At 64.8% G+C, this 18,092-nt stretch carries 17 protein-coding genes and 1 pseudogene; 10 read left to right on the plus strand and 8 right to left on the minus strand.

Annotated features, from left to right (window positions below):
- Positions 1-19: 19 nt before the first annotated feature.
- A complete protein-coding gene (locus tag AC3WJP_RS09425) occupies positions 20-724 on the minus strand; it encodes a YoaK family protein (RefSeq protein WP_493720646.1) in 705 nt (234 codons plus the stop codon).
- A 97-nt stretch (positions 725-821) separates the two neighbouring features.
- Between AC3WJP_RS09425 and AC3WJP_RS09430 the strand changes: the two are divergent.
- Positions 822-929: pseudogene (locus AC3WJP_RS09430) on the plus strand (hypothetical protein); the annotation flags it as partial.
- Positions 930-960: 31 nt separating this feature from the next.
- Here AC3WJP_RS09430 and AC3WJP_RS09435 read toward each other — a convergent pair.
- On the minus strand, positions 961-1,263 hold the full coding sequence (locus AC3WJP_RS09435) for a hypothetical protein (protein ID WP_493720884.1): 303 nt from the start codon (positions 1,261-1,263) through the stop codon (positions 961-963).
- Between the two features lie 46 nt (positions 1,264-1,309).
- Between AC3WJP_RS09435 and AC3WJP_RS09440 the strand changes: the two genes are divergently transcribed.
- The 5 genes from AC3WJP_RS09440 to AC3WJP_RS09460 all read left to right on the plus strand — a co-directional run bounded on the left by AC3WJP_RS09440 (position 1,310) and on the right by AC3WJP_RS09460 (position 6,348).
- A complete protein-coding gene (locus AC3WJP_RS09440; protein ID WP_493720647.1) occupies positions 1,310-1,948 on the plus strand; it encodes a cysteine hydrolase family protein in 639 nt (212 codons plus the stop codon).
- Positions 1,949-2,133: 185 nt separating this feature from the next.
- On the plus strand, positions 2,134-2,847 hold the full coding sequence (locus AC3WJP_RS09445) for a GntR family transcriptional regulator (RefSeq protein ID WP_493720648.1): 714 nt from the start codon (positions 2,134-2,136) through the stop codon (positions 2,845-2,847).
- Positions 2,844-3,878 (plus strand): ADP-ribosylglycohydrolase family protein, encoded by a 1,035-nt coding sequence (locus AC3WJP_RS09450; protein WP_493720649.1) that lies wholly within the window; start codon positions 2,844-2,846, stop codon positions 3,876-3,878. The genes AC3WJP_RS09445 and AC3WJP_RS09450 overlap by 4 nt, the downstream gene beginning before the upstream one ends.
- An 84-nt stretch (positions 3,879-3,962) precedes the next feature.
- Positions 3,963-5,429: a purine-cytosine permease family protein gene (locus AC3WJP_RS09455; protein ID WP_493720650.1), complete on the plus strand. Its 1,467-nt coding sequence runs from the start codon at positions 3,963-3,965 to the stop codon at positions 5,427-5,429.
- The gene (locus tag AC3WJP_RS09460; RefSeq protein ID WP_493720651.1) at positions 5,419-6,348 is read left to right on the plus strand and encodes a PfkB family carbohydrate kinase; all 930 of its coding nucleotides are present in this window, start codon (positions 5,419-5,421) and stop codon (positions 6,346-6,348) included. Before AC3WJP_RS09455 ends, AC3WJP_RS09460 begins: the two co-directional genes overlap by 11 nt.
- 53 nt (positions 6,349-6,401) lie before the next feature.
- On the opposite strand, the gene AC3WJP_RS09465 is transcribed toward AC3WJP_RS09460, so the two are convergent.
- The 5 genes from AC3WJP_RS09465 to AC3WJP_RS09485 form a co-directional block, all read right to left on the minus strand.
- A complete protein-coding gene (locus tag AC3WJP_RS09465; RefSeq protein WP_493720652.1) occupies positions 6,402-7,709 on the minus strand; it encodes an MFS transporter in 1,308 nt (435 codons plus the stop codon).
- A 113-nt stretch (positions 7,710-7,822) separates the two neighbouring features.
- Positions 7,823-8,449: an N-carbamoylsarcosine amidohydrolase gene (locus tag AC3WJP_RS09470; protein ID WP_493720653.1), complete on the minus strand. Its 627-nt coding sequence runs from the start codon at positions 8,447-8,449 to the stop codon at positions 7,823-7,825.
- 11 nt (positions 8,450-8,460) lie between these two features.
- Positions 8,461-9,213: a maleate cis-trans isomerase family protein gene (locus tag AC3WJP_RS09475; protein ID WP_493720654.1), complete on the minus strand. Its 753-nt coding sequence runs from the start codon at positions 9,211-9,213 to the stop codon at positions 8,461-8,463.
- Between the two features lie 15 nt (positions 9,214-9,228).
- Positions 9,229-10,038, minus strand: coding sequence for an alpha/beta fold hydrolase (locus AC3WJP_RS09480; RefSeq protein WP_493720655.1), 810 nt, complete (start codon positions 10,036-10,038; stop codon positions 9,229-9,231).
- On the minus strand, positions 10,035-11,183 hold the full coding sequence (locus tag AC3WJP_RS09485) for an FAD-dependent monooxygenase (RefSeq protein ID WP_493720656.1): 1,149 nt from the start codon (positions 11,181-11,183) through the stop codon (positions 10,035-10,037). Before AC3WJP_RS09485 ends, AC3WJP_RS09480 begins: the two co-directional genes overlap by 4 nt.
- 313 nt (positions 11,184-11,496) lie before the next feature.
- Between AC3WJP_RS09485 and AC3WJP_RS09490 the strand changes: the two genes are divergently transcribed.
- The 4 genes from AC3WJP_RS09490 to AC3WJP_RS09505 all read left to right on the plus strand — a co-directional run bounded on the left by AC3WJP_RS09490 (position 11,497) and on the right by AC3WJP_RS09505 (position 17,260).
- Positions 11,497-12,549, plus strand: coding sequence for a 2,5-dihydroxypyridine 5,6-dioxygenase (locus AC3WJP_RS09490; RefSeq protein ID WP_493720657.1), 1,053 nt, complete (start codon positions 11,497-11,499; stop codon positions 12,547-12,549).
- 102 nt (positions 12,550-12,651) lie between these two features.
- Positions 12,652-13,092 (plus strand): MarR family winged helix-turn-helix transcriptional regulator, encoded by a 441-nt coding sequence (locus tag AC3WJP_RS09495; RefSeq protein WP_493720658.1) that lies wholly within the window; start codon positions 12,652-12,654, stop codon positions 13,090-13,092.
- Between the two features lie 108 nt (positions 13,093-13,200).
- Positions 13,201-13,710: a (2Fe-2S)-binding protein gene (locus AC3WJP_RS09500; protein WP_493720659.1), complete on the plus strand. Its 510-nt coding sequence runs from the start codon at positions 13,201-13,203 to the stop codon at positions 13,708-13,710.
- Complete coding sequence (locus AC3WJP_RS09505; protein WP_493720660.1) at positions 13,703-17,260, plus strand: molybdopterin cofactor-binding domain-containing protein; 3,558 nt, start codon at positions 13,703-13,705, stop codon at positions 17,258-17,260. The genes AC3WJP_RS09500 and AC3WJP_RS09505 overlap by 8 nt, the downstream gene beginning before the upstream one ends.
- Positions 17,261-17,266: 6 nt before the next feature.
- On the opposite strand, the gene AC3WJP_RS09510 is transcribed toward AC3WJP_RS09505, so the two are convergent.
- Entirely contained in the window at positions 17,267-17,908 is a 642-nt protein-coding gene (locus AC3WJP_RS09510; RefSeq protein WP_493720661.1) for a TetR family transcriptional regulator, read from the minus strand.
- Positions 17,909-18,092 lie beyond the last annotated feature (184 nt).

Consider the following 18,092-nt stretch of genomic DNA (forward strand, 5'->3'; position numbering starts at 1 on the left):
GTACCCATTCTGCTTCAGCCTAACGTGACGTATAGCTCAATTGCCAGCGCCGGGGAATTTTCAAAAAAACCACGCCTAGTGCCAACGCGAGTACACCGCTGAACCACAACGCATCCAGACCGAGGCGGCGTTCCAATGTCGCGCCGATAATCGCTCCTATAAGCATTCCGGACCAAGGCACAAGCTGTACCCGCCATCCGGTGGGGCGTTCTCCGGTCAACCATCCGCCGAGCCCGCGGCCAAACCTCGATAGTGCTCCGGTCACATAGGTGACACCGATGGGCAAACCATTGACTTGCTCTACGGCCGCATTCAGCGCGCCCATGGCAAAAACGGTGCTGAACAGCGAGAGCACCTGAGGCGCTCGTGGCAACAGCGCTGCGGTGCAGAGTAGGGCAGCTATACATAGCATTAAGGGCAAGGCGCGCCGGCCTGTTTTTCGGCTGATGACCACCCCTGCCGAGTTACCTATTACGAAGGTGATGACCACCAGCACTAGGTGCAGCATCGCCAGCCAGTTGCCCTCACTGACCTCGACTGCCAAACGGGTGGTATTTCCACTCATGAAAGAGACAAAATCCCCAGTCGCCATGAATCCAATAGCGTCCGTCATGCCCGACAGCAGGCTAAGAGCTGCGACCAGAAAGAGCCCAATTCGTCCTCGCCATATCCGTGCGCGGGCAAGACGTTGATCATTGAAGATCCTGCGAGGCTTGGGCAGCATCGGATTATTCCTGGTAAAGAGGCGGCAAGGCGCCGTTCTTGACTTATATCACCTTAAGTTCGGCGCTCAGCAGACGGTGACTGCTAGAGGGAGCATGATGCTCGTCATCGTCGTCCCCGGAGCGTTACCGTGGAATTCACGAACTTACCACCAGATTCTGGACGTACCTAATACCGCGACTACTGAAGAGATCAAAAGATCTTATCGAAAGCACGCGCGCAAATTTCATCCGGACGTCAGCAGAGAGAAGGATGCAGAGCTTCGAATGACACGGCAGCAGGGCCCCAGTACCGTGCGCAGCGTCGACTATCCTGTTCGGGATTATCGCGGTCAGCGGTATCCAGATTTTCAACCGCGTCGAGTGGGATAACCTGAACCTGGCAGTCGGCACCGTCGTTCATCATTTCCTTGGGCACCCTGTTCTTCCCGGCGGATATCGTCGCGCGGCTGCCCAACTCGGTGGCAAGCATCGTTACCCAGCCGACAATGGTCGGCGTCATCACGCTGTTGGTACTCAATACCCTGGTCAACAGGGTCATCAGACTGCACCTGGCAGGTGCGGACGCAGAGAAAGGAGCAGTCGCAATGAGCAAGCCCCTGGTCAAATGGGATGTGAATCCGCAGCGTACGGCGATTGTCGTCGTCGATATGCAGAAGGTGTTCTGCGAGCCGTCGGGTGCCCTGTACGTGAAGAACACCGCTGCCATCATCGAGCCGATCCAGGCGCTGCTGAGCGCCGCCCGTGAGCAAGGGCTGGCGGTGATCTACCTGCGCCATATCGTGCGCGGCGATGGTGCCGATACGGGACGCATGCGCGACCTGTATCCGAACGTCGATCAGATTCTCGCCCGAGGTGATCCGGATGTGGAGGTCATCGACGCGTTGAAGCCGGCGCCCTCGGACATCATCGTCGACAAGCTGTTCTACAGCGGCTTCCACAATACCGATCTGGACACCATCCTGCGGGCGCGTGACGTGGACACCCTAGTGGTGTGCGGCACCGTTACCAACGTGTGTTGCGAGACTACCATCCGCGACGGCGTGCATCGCGAGTACAAGATGATTGCCCTGAGCGATGCGAACGCCGCCATGGATTATCCCGACCTGGGCTTTGGCGCCATCAGTGCCGAAGAAATCCAGCGTATCTCGCTGAGCACCATTGCCTATGAGTTCGGTGAAGTCACCACCACCGCAGACATCATCAGACGCCTGCGCGCGGGCTGAGCGACGTTGTAACCCCATAAAGGCTCACCACACCTAGGGTGAGCCTGAGTCCTCATATGAATGAGTGACCGCTCGACTGCCTGCCCATCCCACCCCCTGTACCTAGGCCCCCGGTGGTCAGGTGTGCGCGATAAAATTCAAATTCTCCTTGCCAAGCCACATCCAAACACGGTATCAAATTGTACATGACTAGACAGGTTCGATTTGACAAGAAATTCCGCGTCGTCCAAGCCCTCGCCGAACGTATCGAGCGGGGTGAGCTGGGCTCCGGCGAACGCTTGCCCGGTGAGCACGAGCTGGCCGCCGAGTTCGACGTCAGCCGCGGCACCCTGCGCGAAGCACTGTCGGAGCTCAAGCGGCGCAACTACATCGCCACCCAGACCGGGGTCGGCTCGATCGTCACCTACGATGGCGTGCCGCTCGACCAGAGTGGCGGCTGGGCCCGTGCGCTGGCGGCGGGGGCGGTACAGATGAGTACCGAGCTGCTGGGCATCAGCCCCGTGCAGCGCGAGGATCTCGCCCTGTTGGCCGGCACCGACAAGTTCGTGCTGGTGGAGCGCCGCCGCCGCGCCGCTGATGGCAGCGTGGTGTCGCTGGAGCGTTCGTTGATTCCAGCCTTGGACGGCCTCGAACACCTGCCGTTGAGCGGCCTGAAAGACGGTTCGCTGACCGCCTCCCTGGCCGCCCATGGCTATGAGGGCCAGTACGGCAAGCAATGGATCGGCGCCGAACCCCTCGACGCCGGCGCCGCCGAACGCCTGCAGCGCCCGCTCGGCACCGTGTTCCTCAAGGTGGTGCGGGAAACCTTCGACACCCAGGGCCGTTTCATGGAGCAGGTGGAGAGCCTGCTCGACCCTGCGCACTTTCAACTGCATTTGAATTTCGGAAGCCCCCAATGATCAGCCTCGAACAGACCCGCACCCGTGCCCTCGGCGCCTTCTATGGCCTGGCCCTTGGCGACGCGCTGGGCATGCCGACCCAGTCCCTGTCCCGCGAACAGATTCGCGCCCGCCACGGCCGCATCACTACCCTGCAGGCGGCCGACAGCGAGCAGCCGATCGCGCCGAACATGCCGGCCGGGGCCATCACCGATGACACCGAACAGGCCATTCTGGTCGCCCACCGTCTGCTCGCGGGCCACGGCCGTATCGAGCCTGCGGCCCTGGCCCAGGACCTGATCGATTGGGAGGCCGCTATGCGCGCCAAAGGCTCTCAGGACCTGCTCGGGCCCTCGACCAAGCGCGCTATCGAGATGATCCTCGCCGGCGCCAGCCCCGAAGAAGCAGGGCGCTTCGGCACCACCAACGGCGCGGCCATGCGCATTGCACCGATTGGAATCGCCGCCGGTATCGACGATCCCGAGTACTTCATGAGCCAGGTGGTGCAAGCTTGCCAGGTGACCCATAACACCGGCCTGGGCATCGCCAGCGCCGCTGCGGTGGCCGCTGTGGTCTCGGCCGGCGTGCAGGGCGCCGATCTGCAGACCGCTCTGGAGTTCGGCATCGAAGCCGCCCGCTGGGGCCAAGGCCGTGGCCATTGGGTCGCGGGCGGCAATATTGCCGCGCGCATTCTCTGGTCGCGAGGGGTATGCGCCAGCTGTGACACCGACAGCCTGCCCGATGTGATCTACGACGTGATCGGCACCTCGGTGGCCTCCCAGGAATCCGTGGTTGCCGCCTTCGCCTTGGCCCACGCGGTCGCCGAAGGCCAGCTCGAGGTGTATCCGGCGCTGTGCATGGCCGCGAGCCTGGGCGGCGACACCGACACCATCGCCGCCATGCTCGGCGCCATGCTCGGCGCCACCCACGGCCTGGAAGCCTGGCCGCTGGAAGCCATCGCCCAGATCAAGTCGGTCAACAGCCTCGACCTCGAACCCCTCACTGAACAATTGCTGGCCCTGCGCCGCGCAGGTGCCAGCGCACGCCCCTAATAAGCACGCCCCTAATAAGAATGTGCTGCCCGATCGCTTTCCGACCTGCCCCCAACCACAACAAGTTATCGCAGGAGTCATGGCATGAGTACGTCCAACAACGCGGGACAACTGGAAACACGGGGTATCGAACCGGTACCGGAACAAGAGTGCGGCGGCCATCCGTTGCAGCTGTTCTGGGTGTGGTTCGCCGCCAACATCAGCATCCTCGGCTTGCCATTAGGGGCGACGCTGGTGGCCTTTCAAGGCTTGTCGATCGGGCAGGCATTCATCGTCGCGGTACTGGGCGCGGGCGGTTCGTTCGCGGTGGTCGGGCTGCTGTCCATCGCCGGCCGCCGTGGGCGTGCGCCGAGCCTGACGCTGTCGCGGGCGATCTTCGGGGTACGCGGCAATATCGGCCCCACCTTGGTGTCGCTGGGCTCGCGTCTGGGCTGGGAAACGGTCAATACCACCACTGCGGCCTTCGTGCTGCTGTCGCTGGTCTCGATCATCCAGGGCGCGCCGGTGGAAGCCAAGTCGGCGCCGCTGCTGACCTTGCTGTTCATCGCCGCGTTCGTGCTGCTGACCCTGTGCGTCTCCGGCCTGGGCCATGCCACCTTGCTGGTGATCCAGAAGTGGGCAACCTGGGTGTTCGGTGCGCTGAACCTGATAGTGGGCGGCTTTCTGGCGTTGCATATCGATTGGACCGCGGTCTGGGCCGCAACCCCTGCGCCGCTGTCGGCCGTGCTGATCGGCGTCGGCACCATGGCCGCGGGCACCGGTATCGGCTGGGCCAACGCCGGTGCCGACATGTCGCGCTACCAGCACAAGAGCGTGAAGGCCGGTGCCCTGGTGGCCTCGGCGGCGTTCGGTGCGGGAATTCCCCTGGTATTGCTGATCACCCTCGGCGGTCTGATTTCGGTGGGTAACGATCATCTGGCCTCGGCCGCCGACCCGATTGTGGCAATCCGCGAACTGCTGCCGGCCTGGATGGCGGTGCCGTACCTGATTACCGCCTTCGGAGGGCTGCTGTTGTCCAACAACCTGTCGGTTTACTCGGCCGGCCTCACCACCTTGACCCTGGGCCTGAAAGTGAAGCGTGTGCACGCCGTGGTGGTCGACGTGGTCGCCATCTTCGCCGGCTCCATCTACTTCATGCTGTTCGCCGACAGCTTCTACGGCCCGTTCATCACCTTCATTTCCCTGCTGGCCGTGCCGATCACCGCCTGGGTTGGCATCTTTCTGGTCGACCTGTTGCACCGCCACCGCTTCGTGCCGGCCGACCTGATGAATGTCGGCCCCACCAGTGCCTACTGGTACCAGGGCGGCGTGGAGTGGCGTGCGCTGGGTGCCTGGGCCCTGGCCATCGTGCTCGGCTTCAGCTTCACCACGGTCAAGACCAGCGCCACCAACGTGCTGTTCCACGGCTGGCTGGCCGACTCCTGGTTCGGCCACAACGGCCTGGGCTGGATCGTCACCCTGGTGATCGCCGGCGGCCTTTATGCCCTGCTGGGCGGTTGCCGTGACCGCCAGCCTTCCATCCTGATGCAAGAGAACCTTCATGCCCGCTAGATTGCTCTACACCGGCCAGGTGGTCATCGATTTGGTGATGGCGGTGGACGCCTTGCCCACCGCCGGCCAGGACGTACTCGCCAGTAGTGCCAGCTTCGAGGCTGGCGGTGGTTTCAACGTGATGGCCGCCGCCGCGCGCAACGGCCTGGCCACCTGCTACCTGGGGCGCCACGGTAGTGGCCGCTTCGGCGAGCTGGCGCGCCAGGCCATGGCCGAGGAGGGGATCGAAGTTCTCCTCGCGGCCAGCAGCGGCGCGGACACCGGCCTGTCGGTGGCGCTGACCGATGCCAGCGCCGAGCGCTCGTTCATCTCCCATGTCGGCGCCGAGGGCGGGCTGGCAGCGGCTGACCTCGCCGGGCTGGTGCCCACGGCCGAAGACTGGATCATGGTCAGCGGCTACAGCCTGCTGCACCCCGGCAAGGCTGCGGGGCTGCTGGACTGGTTGGCGCAGCAGGCGGGCCGTTGTGCGCTGGCTTTTGATCCGGGGCCGTTGGTGACTGAGCCGGATGCGCCATTGATGGCGCGCCTGTTGCCGTGGGTGACCGTGTGGAGCAGCAACCGTGATGAAGCCTTGCGCTTCACCGGCGCAACCCGTCTTGAGGATGCTCTGCAAAAGCTGGTCGAACGTTTATCTGCTGAGGCCTTGGTGGTCGTGCGCGACGGTCCCGGCGGCTGCTGGCTGGCCCGTGGCGAGTGGCGTCAGGCGGTCGAGGGATTTGCGGTCAACGCCATCGACAGCAATGGCGCCGGCGATGCCCATGCCGGTGTGCTGCTGGCAGGCCTGGCGCGCGGCTTGAGCGAGGTCCGGGCCGCTCGATTGGCCAACGCGGCGGCGGCAGTGGCCGTCACCCGGCGTGGGCCGGCGACCTGCCCGGCAAGAGCGGAGCTAGAGGCATTCATGCAGAGAAGGGACGCCTAAAAAATGCGCTGCCGCCCGAGGCTGCAGCGCATTGTTCTGATCCAGCAAGGGGCTTAGCGGTTGACCGTTTTCGCCGGCAGCGCGACCACCAGCAACGAGCTCAGCAACAGGCAAGCCGCGAAAATCCACATCGCCACCTGGGCGCTGTGGAAGTGGTCCATCACCACGCCCATCAGTGAGTTGCTGACCAGCCCGGCGATGTTCGCCACCGAACAGGCCAGGGCGAAACCTGTGGCTGCTGCGGTGCCCTTGAGAAAGGTCGCCGGCAGGCTGAAGAACACCGGCACGGCACCGATGATGGTCAACGACGCCACGGAAAACAACGCCACCGTAGCGATCAGGTTCTGGGTGAAGAAGGTGCTGAGGAACATCGCCGCCGCGCCGATGATAAAGGGCACGATGATGTGCCAGCGGCGCTCGCGGTGCTTGTCCGAACTGGCGCCGATGGCGAGCATGCCGATCAACCCGGCCAGGCTTGGAATGGCTACCAGCAGGCCGATATCGGCGGGGTTCGACACCCCGGCGTTCTTGATGAAGGTCGGCAGCCAGAAGCCCATGGCGTAAGCGCTGAGCAGGATCGAAAAGTCGATGCCGCCGAGCATCCATACCTTGATGTCGAAAAAACCGTCGCGAAACGAATGGCCGCCAGGGTTCTCGCCTTCATCCTTGGCCAGTACCGCGCTGAGTTCAGCCTTTTCAGCGCTGTCGAGCCACTTCGCGTCTGCGATGCCATTCGGCAGCACGGCGAAGCACAGCAGGCCCAGCACCACGGTGGGCACCGCTTCCAGCAGGAACAGCCACTGCCACGCAGCCAGGCCGCCGGCGCCACCGAAATGGCCCATGATCCAGCCCGACAGCGGGCTGCCCAGCAGGCTCGAGAGCGGCAGGCCGATCATGAACAGGGCGATGATGCGGCTGCGGCGGTAGGACGGGAACCACTGGCTGAGGTAGTACAGCACCCCCGGCAGAAAGCCCGCTTCGGCAGCGCCCAACAGAAAACGCAGGGTATAGAACTGCCACTCGCTGGTGACGAACATGGTCAGCCCCGAGAGCAGGCCCCAGCTGATCATGATGCGGGCGATCCAGAGGCGCGCGCCGACCTTTTCCAGCACCAGGTTGCTGGGCACCTCGAACAGGATATAGCCGACGAAAAACAATCCGGCGCCCAGGCCGTAGGCGGTTTCGCTCATGTGCAGGGTGTCGAGCATCTGCAGCTTGGCGAAGCCGACGTTGATGCGGTCCAGGTAAGAGGCCAGGTAACAGAAGCACAGGAAGGGGATCAGCCTCCAGATGATCTTGCGGTAGCTGTCGGACGTCTCGCCGCGCGGCATTTCGAGGGTTCCGGTTTCACTGAGTGACATGGTCGTGTCTCCTGATTCTGCCGCTTTTTGCGGCGCTACGGGCTATGTTCTTCGGCAGACAGGAAGCAGTGCGCCGGGTGCGTCTCTTGTTCGGACGCTTGCCCGGTGGGTCCTTACAGCGTAGCGAGGTAGTCCAGCGCTTCGGCGCGGGCCACGACATCGCCATATTTATTATCGATGTCGAACAGGTTCGCCTCGTGGGGCGCTTCGTGCCGGTCGCCGACGCACTCGCGCACCACAATGCCGCGATAGCCGTATTGCACCGCATCCACCGCGGTGGCGCGCACGCAACCGCTGGTGGAGCAGCCGAGCATGATCAATGTGTCCACGCCCATTGAATGCAGCATGGGTGCCAGGCTGGTACCGAAAAAGGCGCTGGCGTACTGCTTGGTCAGCACCACTTCGCTGGCCAGCGGTAGCACCTCGGGGCAGAACGCGGCCAGGGGGTTGCCCTCGACCATGTCCTTCATTACCGGCGCCTTCTTCACCCACATGCCGCCGTCGGCAAAATGCCTAGGGTGGTAGCGGATATTGGTGTGGATCACCGGAATGCCTTTGGCCCGCGCGGCTGCCAGCAGCTCGACGCTGTGGGCCACGGCCTCGACCACCCCCGGCGCGAACAACGGCGCGCCCTCGGTGGTGTAGCCCTGCATGAAGTCGATCAGCAGCAGCGCCGGGCGGTGGCCGAAGCCGACGCGGTTGCCCCAGACGCCGGCGTAGTTGTCTTCTGCGGTGATCATGGCGGGGCTCCTCAGTAAGCGCCAGACAGCAACGCGCCGGCGCCGGGCACGATGGGCTCCAGCTGCAGGGCCTTGAGCATGGCGTAGGTGGTGGCGATAGCAGCGGTGAGCACCGGCTTGCCGGTTTGCGCCTCGACCTTGGCGACGGCGCCCAGGGACGGCATCTGCACGCAGGCGGAAAGCACGATAACGTCGACGTCGGTCAGGTCCAGGCCAGCGACGATACCGGGCAGATTGGCCGGGTCATGGCGGGCGACTTCGAGGTTGTCGGCAATCTCCAGGGCATGCCACACCTTCACCTCGATGCCTTCGTGCTGGATGTAGTCCACCACCAGCTCGGTCAGCGGCTTCATGTACGGTGCCACCAGAGCAATGCGCCTGGCGCCGAGCACCTTGAGGCCGTCGACCAGGGCGCCGGCGCTGGTGATCACCTTGGCCTGGGAGTCGTTGTCCATGACCACCTGGCCCAGACGCTGCTGGGATTGCCGGTGGTAGCCGCGGCCCATGGCCATGATCGCCACCAGGCAAGCGTAGCCGAGCACGTCGACGCGGGCGTCGGACAGCTCCAGGGCGCAGCGGTCGGACTGGGCGTCCATGGCCGCGAGTTCTTCCTTCTTCACATGCTTCATGCGCATGCGCGCCGAGTGGTAGGTGAAGCGCTCGGGGCGGATCAGCTGGCGCGCGGTGAGCATCGCCGGGATCTCGGTTTCCATGGTGGTGTTGGAGCTCGGCACGATCTGGCCGATGCGGTAGAGCTTGGTCATGGCGGGTCTCCGGAATCAGCTCAGGGGGTGGCCGAGGAAGGTACCAAAGGCGGCGAAGAAACCTTCGAAATCTTCCCAGGGAATCATGTGCCCGGCGTTGTCGACCTTTACGGTCTGGATCGACGGCTGCAGTTCGCCAATCTCGGCTTCGTCGTCGGTGCCGATCACGCCGCCCTTGCCCGCGATCATCAGCAGGGTAGGGAGGGGGTTGCGCGGGAAGTCCTGGTGGATGTCCACTTCGTGGAAATCTTCATAGGCCTTGAGGATCGCCGGCGCGTAGCAGGTGTGCAGCCATTCGGCGCGCAGGGCCCGTTGTTCCTCGCTCCAGGTGGGGCAGAAGGCGAGCATGTCGGCGGCGTTCATGCCGCGTTCGGCCTGGGCGATGGAGTCCATGTACCAAGGCAGCTTGCCGGGGTACTCGCGGCGGCCGGGGCCGGATACGGGCGGGTCGATCAATGCCAGGCGGCTGAACGACGCTTCGGGGTGGCGGGTGGCGGCGCGCAGGATGAAGCGCGCGCCCATGGAATGGCCCACCAGCAGGCAGTCCTTGAGTTCCAGGGCCTGGGCGAAGGCGGCGATGTCATCGGCGCAGGCGTCGGTGCCGTAGTCCAGCTCCGGCCCGGTGGACGACAGGCCGCGGCCGCGGGCATCCAGCACGTAGGTGTCGAAGTGCTCGGCCAGGCGCTCGGCGACGAAACCCCAAGTGATCGCCGGGCTGGTGATGCCCGGAATCAGCAGCAGCGGCTGGCCCTTGCCGCCATAGCGCAGGTAGTGCTGGCGGATGCCGTTGGCTTGCACATTGGCGCCGTAAAGAAAGCGGCTCATGCCGCGTTCTCCGATTTCAGTGGATGGTCGAACAGCTCGTAGCCGAATACCCACGAAGGGTCTTCCTGGGTACGCAACCAGGTGTTGGCGTTAGACACCGCCTGCACGCGGGAGGCGCGCTCCTTGCGGTTGGCCTCGTACAGGCGAAAGCCTGTGGCGTAGTCGCTCAGGCCGGTCTCCATCAAGCAGCGGGCGAGCATGGCGCCGTCTTCGATGGCCATGGCCGCGCCCTGGGCCATGTGCGGTTTCATCGGGTGGCACGCGTCGCCCAGCAGCACCATGCGGCCCTTGCTCCAGACCGGCAGCGGCTGGCGGTTGAGCAGCGGCCACTTGGTGATGTCCTCGGCGTTCTCGATCAGCGCCTGCACGCTGGGGTGGTAGCCCTTGAAGGCGTCGAACATGGCCTCGCGACTGCAGTCGACGTAGCTGGCGCTGCCGCCTTCCCATTCGGCCTGGGGCACACCGCTGACGAAGTAGTACTCGTCGCGCTTGGAGGTGGTGTAGTAGACCATCAGGTGGCGGTCGGCCGACCACCACTTCACGCAGTCTTCGAAGTTGAAATCGTACTGCGCCAGCTTGTGCGCCGGGATCAGCGCGCGGTGGCCGACCCAGCCGCTGTAGGTCGGCGCTTCGACGCCCAGCAGGTGCTCGCGGACCCGGGAGTTGATGCCGTCGGCACCGATCACGATGTCGGCACGGGCCTGGGTGCCGTCGGCGAAGGTCATCAGCACGTCGCTGCCGCTTTCATCGAGGCTGGCCAGGTGCTTGTTGAAGTGCACAGAGCCGGGCGTGAGGGCGGTCATCTGCAGGGCGTGCAAGTCGCCGCGGTGCACGGTGAGATAAGCGGCGCCATATTCCTTGCGGGCGAAATCGCCCAGGGGGATGCGTGACATGTACTCGCCGTCCTGGTCGCGGCTGAACCAGTGGTCCGGGTGCGAGCCCATGGCTTCGAGCTGCTTCTCGATGCCCTGACGGCGGAAGATCTTCAGCACGTTGGGGCCCATGTGGATCCCGGCGCCCAGGCGCGAGAAATGCGGCGCCTGTTCGTAGATATCGACTTCGAAGCCTGCCTGCTGCAGCGAGGCGGCGGCTGCAGCGCCGCCCAGCCCGGCGCCGACTATGGCGATTCGTTGTGTAGCCCCCATGGGTGTGTCTCCTCGAAAGCCGATCTCAGAGCGCGGGATCGGAACGCATTTACAGTGTATGCACTATTCTTTTTTCCTGTGAAGGGGTTTTTGAAAATAGTTGGAAAAGCGTCTAAGGTGCTCGTGGCGCAGGTTCATCCCGGTAAAACGGGATTAATTGTCGCGGTAAGAGGTTGGCTTGCGCTTTGCAGGCGCCGCTGGATACTTTCTAATCGTTTCATTAAATAGCGTATACGTTGTAAATATGCACCATCACGAAGCGCGCCGCGCTATCGCGGTGCATATTTCGCCCATCGGCTCAGGAGAAAATGCAATGGCTGTCAGCGACGGTGAACTGACTCAGATGTTCGAGCACGTGCTCAAGCTTTCGAAAGTGGATGCCACCCAGAGCGTGGCCATCCTCAAGGCCCATTACTCCAACCCGCGCACCGTGCGCGCTGCGATGGAGGCGGCCCAACGCCTCGGCGCCAAGGTCTACGCGGTGGAACTGCCGGCGTTCAATGCGCCGGTGGCGATGGGTAACGACATGACCGCCTATTGCGGCGACACCGCGCTCACCGGCAACCTCGCGGCCCAGCGCGCGCTGGAGGCCGCCGACCTGATCATCGACACCATGATGCTGCTGCACTCGCCCGAGCAGGAGCAGATCCTCAAGACCGGCACGCGCATGCTGCTGGCCGTGGAACCCCCGGAAGTGCTGGCGCGCATGCTGCCCACCGAGGCCGACAAGGCCCGGGTGATGGCTGCCGAAACGGTGCTCAAGCAGGCCCGCAGCATGACCGTGCGCTCCACCGCCGGCAGTGACTTCCGCGCGGCGCTAGGTCAATATCCGGCCGTCACCGAATACGGTTACGCCGACGCCCCGGGCCGTTGGGACCACTGGCCCAGCGGCTTTCTGTTCACCTGGCCAGACGAGGAAACCGCCGAGGGCACCTTGGTGCTGGACGTCGGCGATATCCTCCTGCCGTTCAAGACCTACTGCCGCGAGCGCATCACCCTGGAGATCGAAAAGGGCTTTATCACCCGCATCCACGGCGGCTTCGAGGCCGAATACCTGCGCGAGTACATGAAGTACTTCAACGACCCTGAGGTGTACGGCATCTCCCATATCGGCTGGGGCCTGCAGCCCCGCGCGCAGTGGACCGCCATGGGCCTGCACGACAAGAATGACGGCATGTGCATGGACGCCCGCGCGTTCTACGGCAACTTCCTGTTCTCCACCGGCCCCAACACGGAGGTCGGCGGCAAGCGCAAGACGCCGTGCCACATGGATATCCCGCTGCGCAACTGCGACATCTACCTCGACGACCTGGCCGTGGTGCTGGCCGGCGACGTGGTCGCCCCCGCAGCCTCCATCGCTCGCTAAGCCAGCGCCGCCGGCGCCCCTGACCCAAGGTCCGGGCGCGCGGCAGGGGCGGGCTTTGAGTTATCGTATGCGTTTTCCAGCTGCCCCGGACCCGTCCTGCCCATGAGCTCCCCCGATCCTTCCTACGCTTTCACCGAACAGGTGGGGCACTTGCTGCGCAAGGCTTACCAGCGCCACATGGCGATCTTCCAGCAGAACGTCGGCGAGTCGCAGCTCACCGCAATGCAGTTCATCACCCTGTGCGGCGTGCGCGACCACGGCCCCAGTTCGCTGACCGAACTGGTGGCGCTGACCGCCGTCGACCAGGCCACCATCCGCGGCATCGTCGAGCGTCTCAAGGCCCGCGACCTGGTGGAGCTGGGCCATGATGCCCAGGACCGGCGCAAGGTCATCGTGCACCTGTCCGAGGCTGGCCGCCTGGCCGTGGAGCAGACCGTGCCCTGCGCCCAGCAGATCAGCGAGCTGACCCTGAGCAACCTCAACCCCGGCGAGCGGGTGGCGATGCTGTTTTTGCTGCGCAAGATGATCGACGACCCGGCCTGATCCATTTTCCTCGGCGAAGCGAGCGCTGCTGCAATCGCGCCCGCTTCGCTAATTGGCACCGTTCTTGCCTTTTGATGTAGTAAGTACTACACGAAAATAGAGAGCGGCATGAACAAACCTCTTTCGCCCACCGCCACGGCCACCGTCAGTTGCACCGTCAACGGCCAGTCTGTGACCTGCAGCGCCATGGCCGATACGCCCTTGCTATTGGTGCTGCGCAACGACCTGCACCTCAATGGTCCGAAGTTCGGCTGCGGCCTGGGCGAATGCGGGGCGTGCACGGTGATCGTCGACGGCAAGGCCGCGCGCTCCTGCGTACTGCCCCTGAGCGGGGTGGCGAATCGCAACGTCACCACCCTCGAAGGCCTTGGCGACCGTCACCACCCGCATCCGGTGCAGCAAGCCTTCATCGACGCCCAGGCGGCCCAGTGCGGCTACTGCCTGAACGGCATGATCATGACCGCCAAGGCCTTGCTCGACCGCAACCCCGACCCCAGCGAAGCGCAGATTCGCCGCGCGTTGTCGGCCAACCTGTGCCGTTGCGGCACGCACCTGGAAATCCTCGCTGCGGTGCGCCGTGCCGCCCAGCTTTACCGTGAGAGCCGCTGCAATGAATGACCGTGCCGTTCCAACCCAGGCCGAATTGCTGGCGCGCAACGGCGTGCTGCTGGTAGTCGCTGAAATCCAGCCACCCCCCGGCCTGGTGCCCAAGGGCCAGACCCCCGTGCTCAAGCCCAAGGAACAAGGGCTGTTCATCGCCCTGTGCGACAGTGGCGATTACTACGCCTTCAACGGCCACGTCGACCTCGGTACGGGCATTCAGACCTCCCTCGGGCAGATTGTCGCCGAGGAACTCGACCTGCGCATGGACCAACTGCGCATGGTGCTCGGCGACACCGCCAGGGCGCCCAACCAAGGCGCGACCATCGCCAGCGCCACCTTGCAGATCTCTGCAGTGCCGCTGCGCAACGCCGCCGCCGAAGCGCGGCGCTGGCTGCTGGCGGCCGCCACCGAACGCTTCGGCACTGATGACCTGCGCATCGAGGCCGGCGTGGTGCATGGCCGGGATGGCCAGGCGCTGAGTTTCGCTGAATTGATCCGGGGCCAGCGCATCGAGCTGACTATTACGGGCGACGCCCCCTTGAAGCCCTTGGCCGACTACAAGCTGGTTGGCCAAAGTTCGGCGCGGGTCGATATCCCGGCCAAGGCCACCGGCGAGCTGACTTTCGTGCACGACATGCGTGTGCCCGACATGCTCCACGGCCGCGTGGTGCGCCCGCCCTATGACGGCTACGACACCGGCGTGTTCGTCGGCACCAGCCTGATCAGCGTCGATGAAAGCTCCATCGCCCATCTCCCTGGCATCGTTCGCGTGGTGGTGATCGGCGACTTTATTGGCGTAGTCGCGGAGCGTGAAGAACAGGCGATCAAGGCCGCCCGCGAGCTTAAGGTGCAATGGCAGCCCTGGCAGCAGCACCTGCCCAACCTCGACAATATCGAGCAGGCCCTGCGCGACAATCCGTCCATCGAGCGGGTTGTGCACGACACGGGCGGCGTCGACGCGGCGCTGGCCAATGTCGCGACCCGCCTGACGCGCCGCTACTTGTGGCCGTACCAGCTGCACGCGTCCATCGGCCCGGCCTGCGCGGTGGCCGACTTTCAGCCTGCGGGTATCCGCATCTGGTCGGGCACGCAAAATCCTCACGCTTTGCGCGCCGATCTGGCCTGGCTGCTGGAATGCGATGAGACCGGCATCGAGATCATCCGCATGGAGGCCGCCGGCTGCTACGGCCGCAACTGCGCCGACGACGTGTGCGCCGACGCCGTGCTGCTGTCCCGCGCGGTCGGCAAACCGGTGCGAGTGCAACTGACCCGCGAGCAGGAGCACGCCTGGGAGCCCAAGGGCACCGCGCAATTGATGGACGTCGACGGCGGCATCGACGCCGCTGGCGACCTGGCCGTCTATGACTTGCGCACCCGCTACCCGTCCAACGGCGCGCCAACCCTGGCACTGCTGCTCACTGGCCGGGTCGAGCCGGTGCCGGTGGCCTTCGAGATGGGTGACCGCACCGCCGTGCCCCATTACAGCTACCCCGAGCTGCGGGTCAGCATCGAAGACATGGCCCCCATCGTGCGTGCCTCCTGGCTGCGTGGCGTGTCGGCGCTGCCCAATGTGTTCGCCCACGAATCCTATATCGACGAACTGGCCTACGAGGCCGGCGTCGACCCGGTGGAGTACCGCCTGCGTTACCTGCCAGACGAACGCGCCGCCGAACTGGTGCGCGCCACCGCCGAGCGCGCGCAATGGACTCCCCACACCCAGCCCGGGCAAACCCCTGGCGAAGACGGCGTGCTGCGCGGCCGCGGCTTTGCCTATGCGCGCTACATCCATAGCAAGTTCCCTGGCTTCGGCGCCGCCTGGGCCGCCTGGGTGGCGGACGTGGCCATCGACAAGGCCACCGGTGACGTCGCCGTGACCCGCGTGGTGGTTGGCCATGACGCCGGCATGATGGTCAATCCGGCCGGCGTGAAGCATCAGATTCACGGCAACGTGATGCAGTCCACCAGCCGCGTGCTCAAGGAGCAGGTGACGTTCGAGGAATCGCGCGTAGCCAGCAAGGAGTGGGGCGGCTACCCGATCCTGACGTTCCCCCAGGTGCCGGAAGTCGACGTGATGATGATGCCGCGCCAGAACGAGCCGCCCTTGGGCGCCGGCGAGTCGGCCTCGGTGCCTAGCGCTGCGGCCATCGCCAACGCCGTGTTCGACGCCACCGGTATTCGTTTTCGCGAGCTGCCGATCACCGCCGAGCGGGTGCTGGCGGCGCTCAAGGCTGCCGAACCGCAGGACCCGGTCGGGCTGCCCTATGCCGCGCCGGTCAAGAGCAAAAAACGCAAATGGCTGTTCGGCGGCCTCGCGGGGCTGTTCGGCACCGCCCTGGGCCTGGGCATCAGCGCCATGCCCTGGCGCGCCGAGATCGCCGCAGTTACACCCCCACCCGCCGGTACCTGGAGTACCGCCACCCTGGAGCGCGGTCGGCAACTGGCCGCAGCCGGTGACTGTGCGGTGTGTCACACCTTGCCAGCGGGCGTGACCAACGCCGGCGGCTTGGCCATGGACACGCCGTTCGGCACCCTGTACAGCACCAACATCACCCCGGATGCCCAGACCGGCATTGGCAAGTGGTCGTTCGCCGCCTTCGACCGCGCCATGCGCCAGGGCATCAGCCGCGATGGCCGGCATCTGTACCCGGCGTTTCCCTACACTGCCTTTCGCAACATCAAGGAAGCCGACATGCAGGCGCTGTACGCCTACCTGATGTCGCAACCGGCGGTGCCGAGCACGCCGCCGGCCAACCAGATGCGCTTCCCGTTCAATGTGCGGGCGCTGATGGCCGGCTGGAACAGCCTGTTCCTCAAGCAGGGCGAATACCAGGACGACCCGGCCCGCAGCGCCCAATGGAACCGTGGCAATTACCTGGTCAATGGCCTGGGCCACTGCGCCGCCTGCCACTCGCCGCGCAATGCGCTGGGCGCGGAGCAGGGCGGGGCAAGTTTTCTGGCCGGGGCGATGGTCGATGGCTGGGAGGCGCCGGCACTGACCGGGCTATCGAAAGCACCGACGCCCTGGACCGAGGAGCAGCTGTTCGCCTACATGCGCACCGGCTTCAGCGCCGAGCATGGCGTGGCGGCAGGGCCCATGGGGCCGGTGGTCAGCGAGCTGTCGACGCTCCCGGATGACGACTTGCGCGCGATCGCCCACTACATCGGCAGCCTCGAAGGCGAGCCGCAAGCGCAAAGGGCCGTGGCCAGCGTACCGGCGACGGCGAACCTGGCCAACGGCCGGCGGGTATTCGAAGGCGCCTGCGCCGGTTGCCACAGCGCCCTGGACGGCGGCCCCGAACTGTTCGGCGTGAGCCCGTCCATGGCCGCCAACACCAATGTGCACAGCGACCGGCCCGACAACCTGATCAAGGTCATCCTGCAGGGCATCGGCAACCCCGCGGTCAGCGAACTGGGCTACATGCCGGCGTTCAAGGACAGTCTCTCCGACACCCAAATCAGCGACCTGGTCGCCTACCTGCGCAGTACCTTCGCCGCCGACAAGGCGCCGTGGCCGCCGCTGGGCAAGCAAGTCGCCTGGCTGCGCGCCAACCCGGGCAGCCACTGAACCTTGTCAGCCAGCGGCCAGCCCGCGCAGCACTTGGTCGCGGGCGTACTCCAGCCAGCTTTCGCGGGCGCCCTTGCTGTTCAGGTCGGCGCCCAAAAAGGCGCCGAGGGTATGCAGGTTGGAGTTGTAGAAGTAGCACAGCGAGGAGATCAGCAAATAGGTATGGACCACGTCCACATCGGCGCGAAACAGCCCCTTGGTCTGGCCGGCCTGGATGATCGGTGCCAGGGTATCGAGCGCCGCGCCTGACAACGCCGCCAAATGGGGCGACTTGCGCGAATGCGTGCCTTTGTGCAGGTTTTCGCTGTTGAGGATGCTGATGAATTCAGGATGGCGGCCGTAGTAATCCCACACGAAACCTACTAGCTGCTGCAGTGCCGCGACCGGCTGCTCGAGGTCGAAGCGCTGGCGGCTTTCGGCTTCGTTGAACCCGGCGTAGATGCCTTCGAGCACGCGGATGAACAACTGCTCCTTGCTCTTGAAGTAGTAATAGATCATGCGGTCGTTGGACTTGGCCAGCCGCGAGATCTTCTCGATGCGCCCGCCGCTATAGCCGTCCTGACTGAACACTTTGGTGGCGGCCTTGAGAATGCGCGCGCGGGTTTCTTCGGCTTGTTGGCTGCGCAGCCCGGAATTGGGAGTGGCCATGGCGGTCCTGTGGCTGAAAGTGCAGGGGCAATGATACTTCATGCAGCCGTGCTGTATGACTAGCGATCATGACGCAGCCACTCGCCCTGCAGGTGATCCGCCGGGTGCAGGCACCGCCGTCTGGGAGCAGCGCTTACCGGCGCAGTGCGATCCGCTGGAGAGTGGTATTGCCAAAGATCGGTTT

This window comes from Pseudomonas sp. GW821-FHT01A09 (assembly GCF_058986725.1).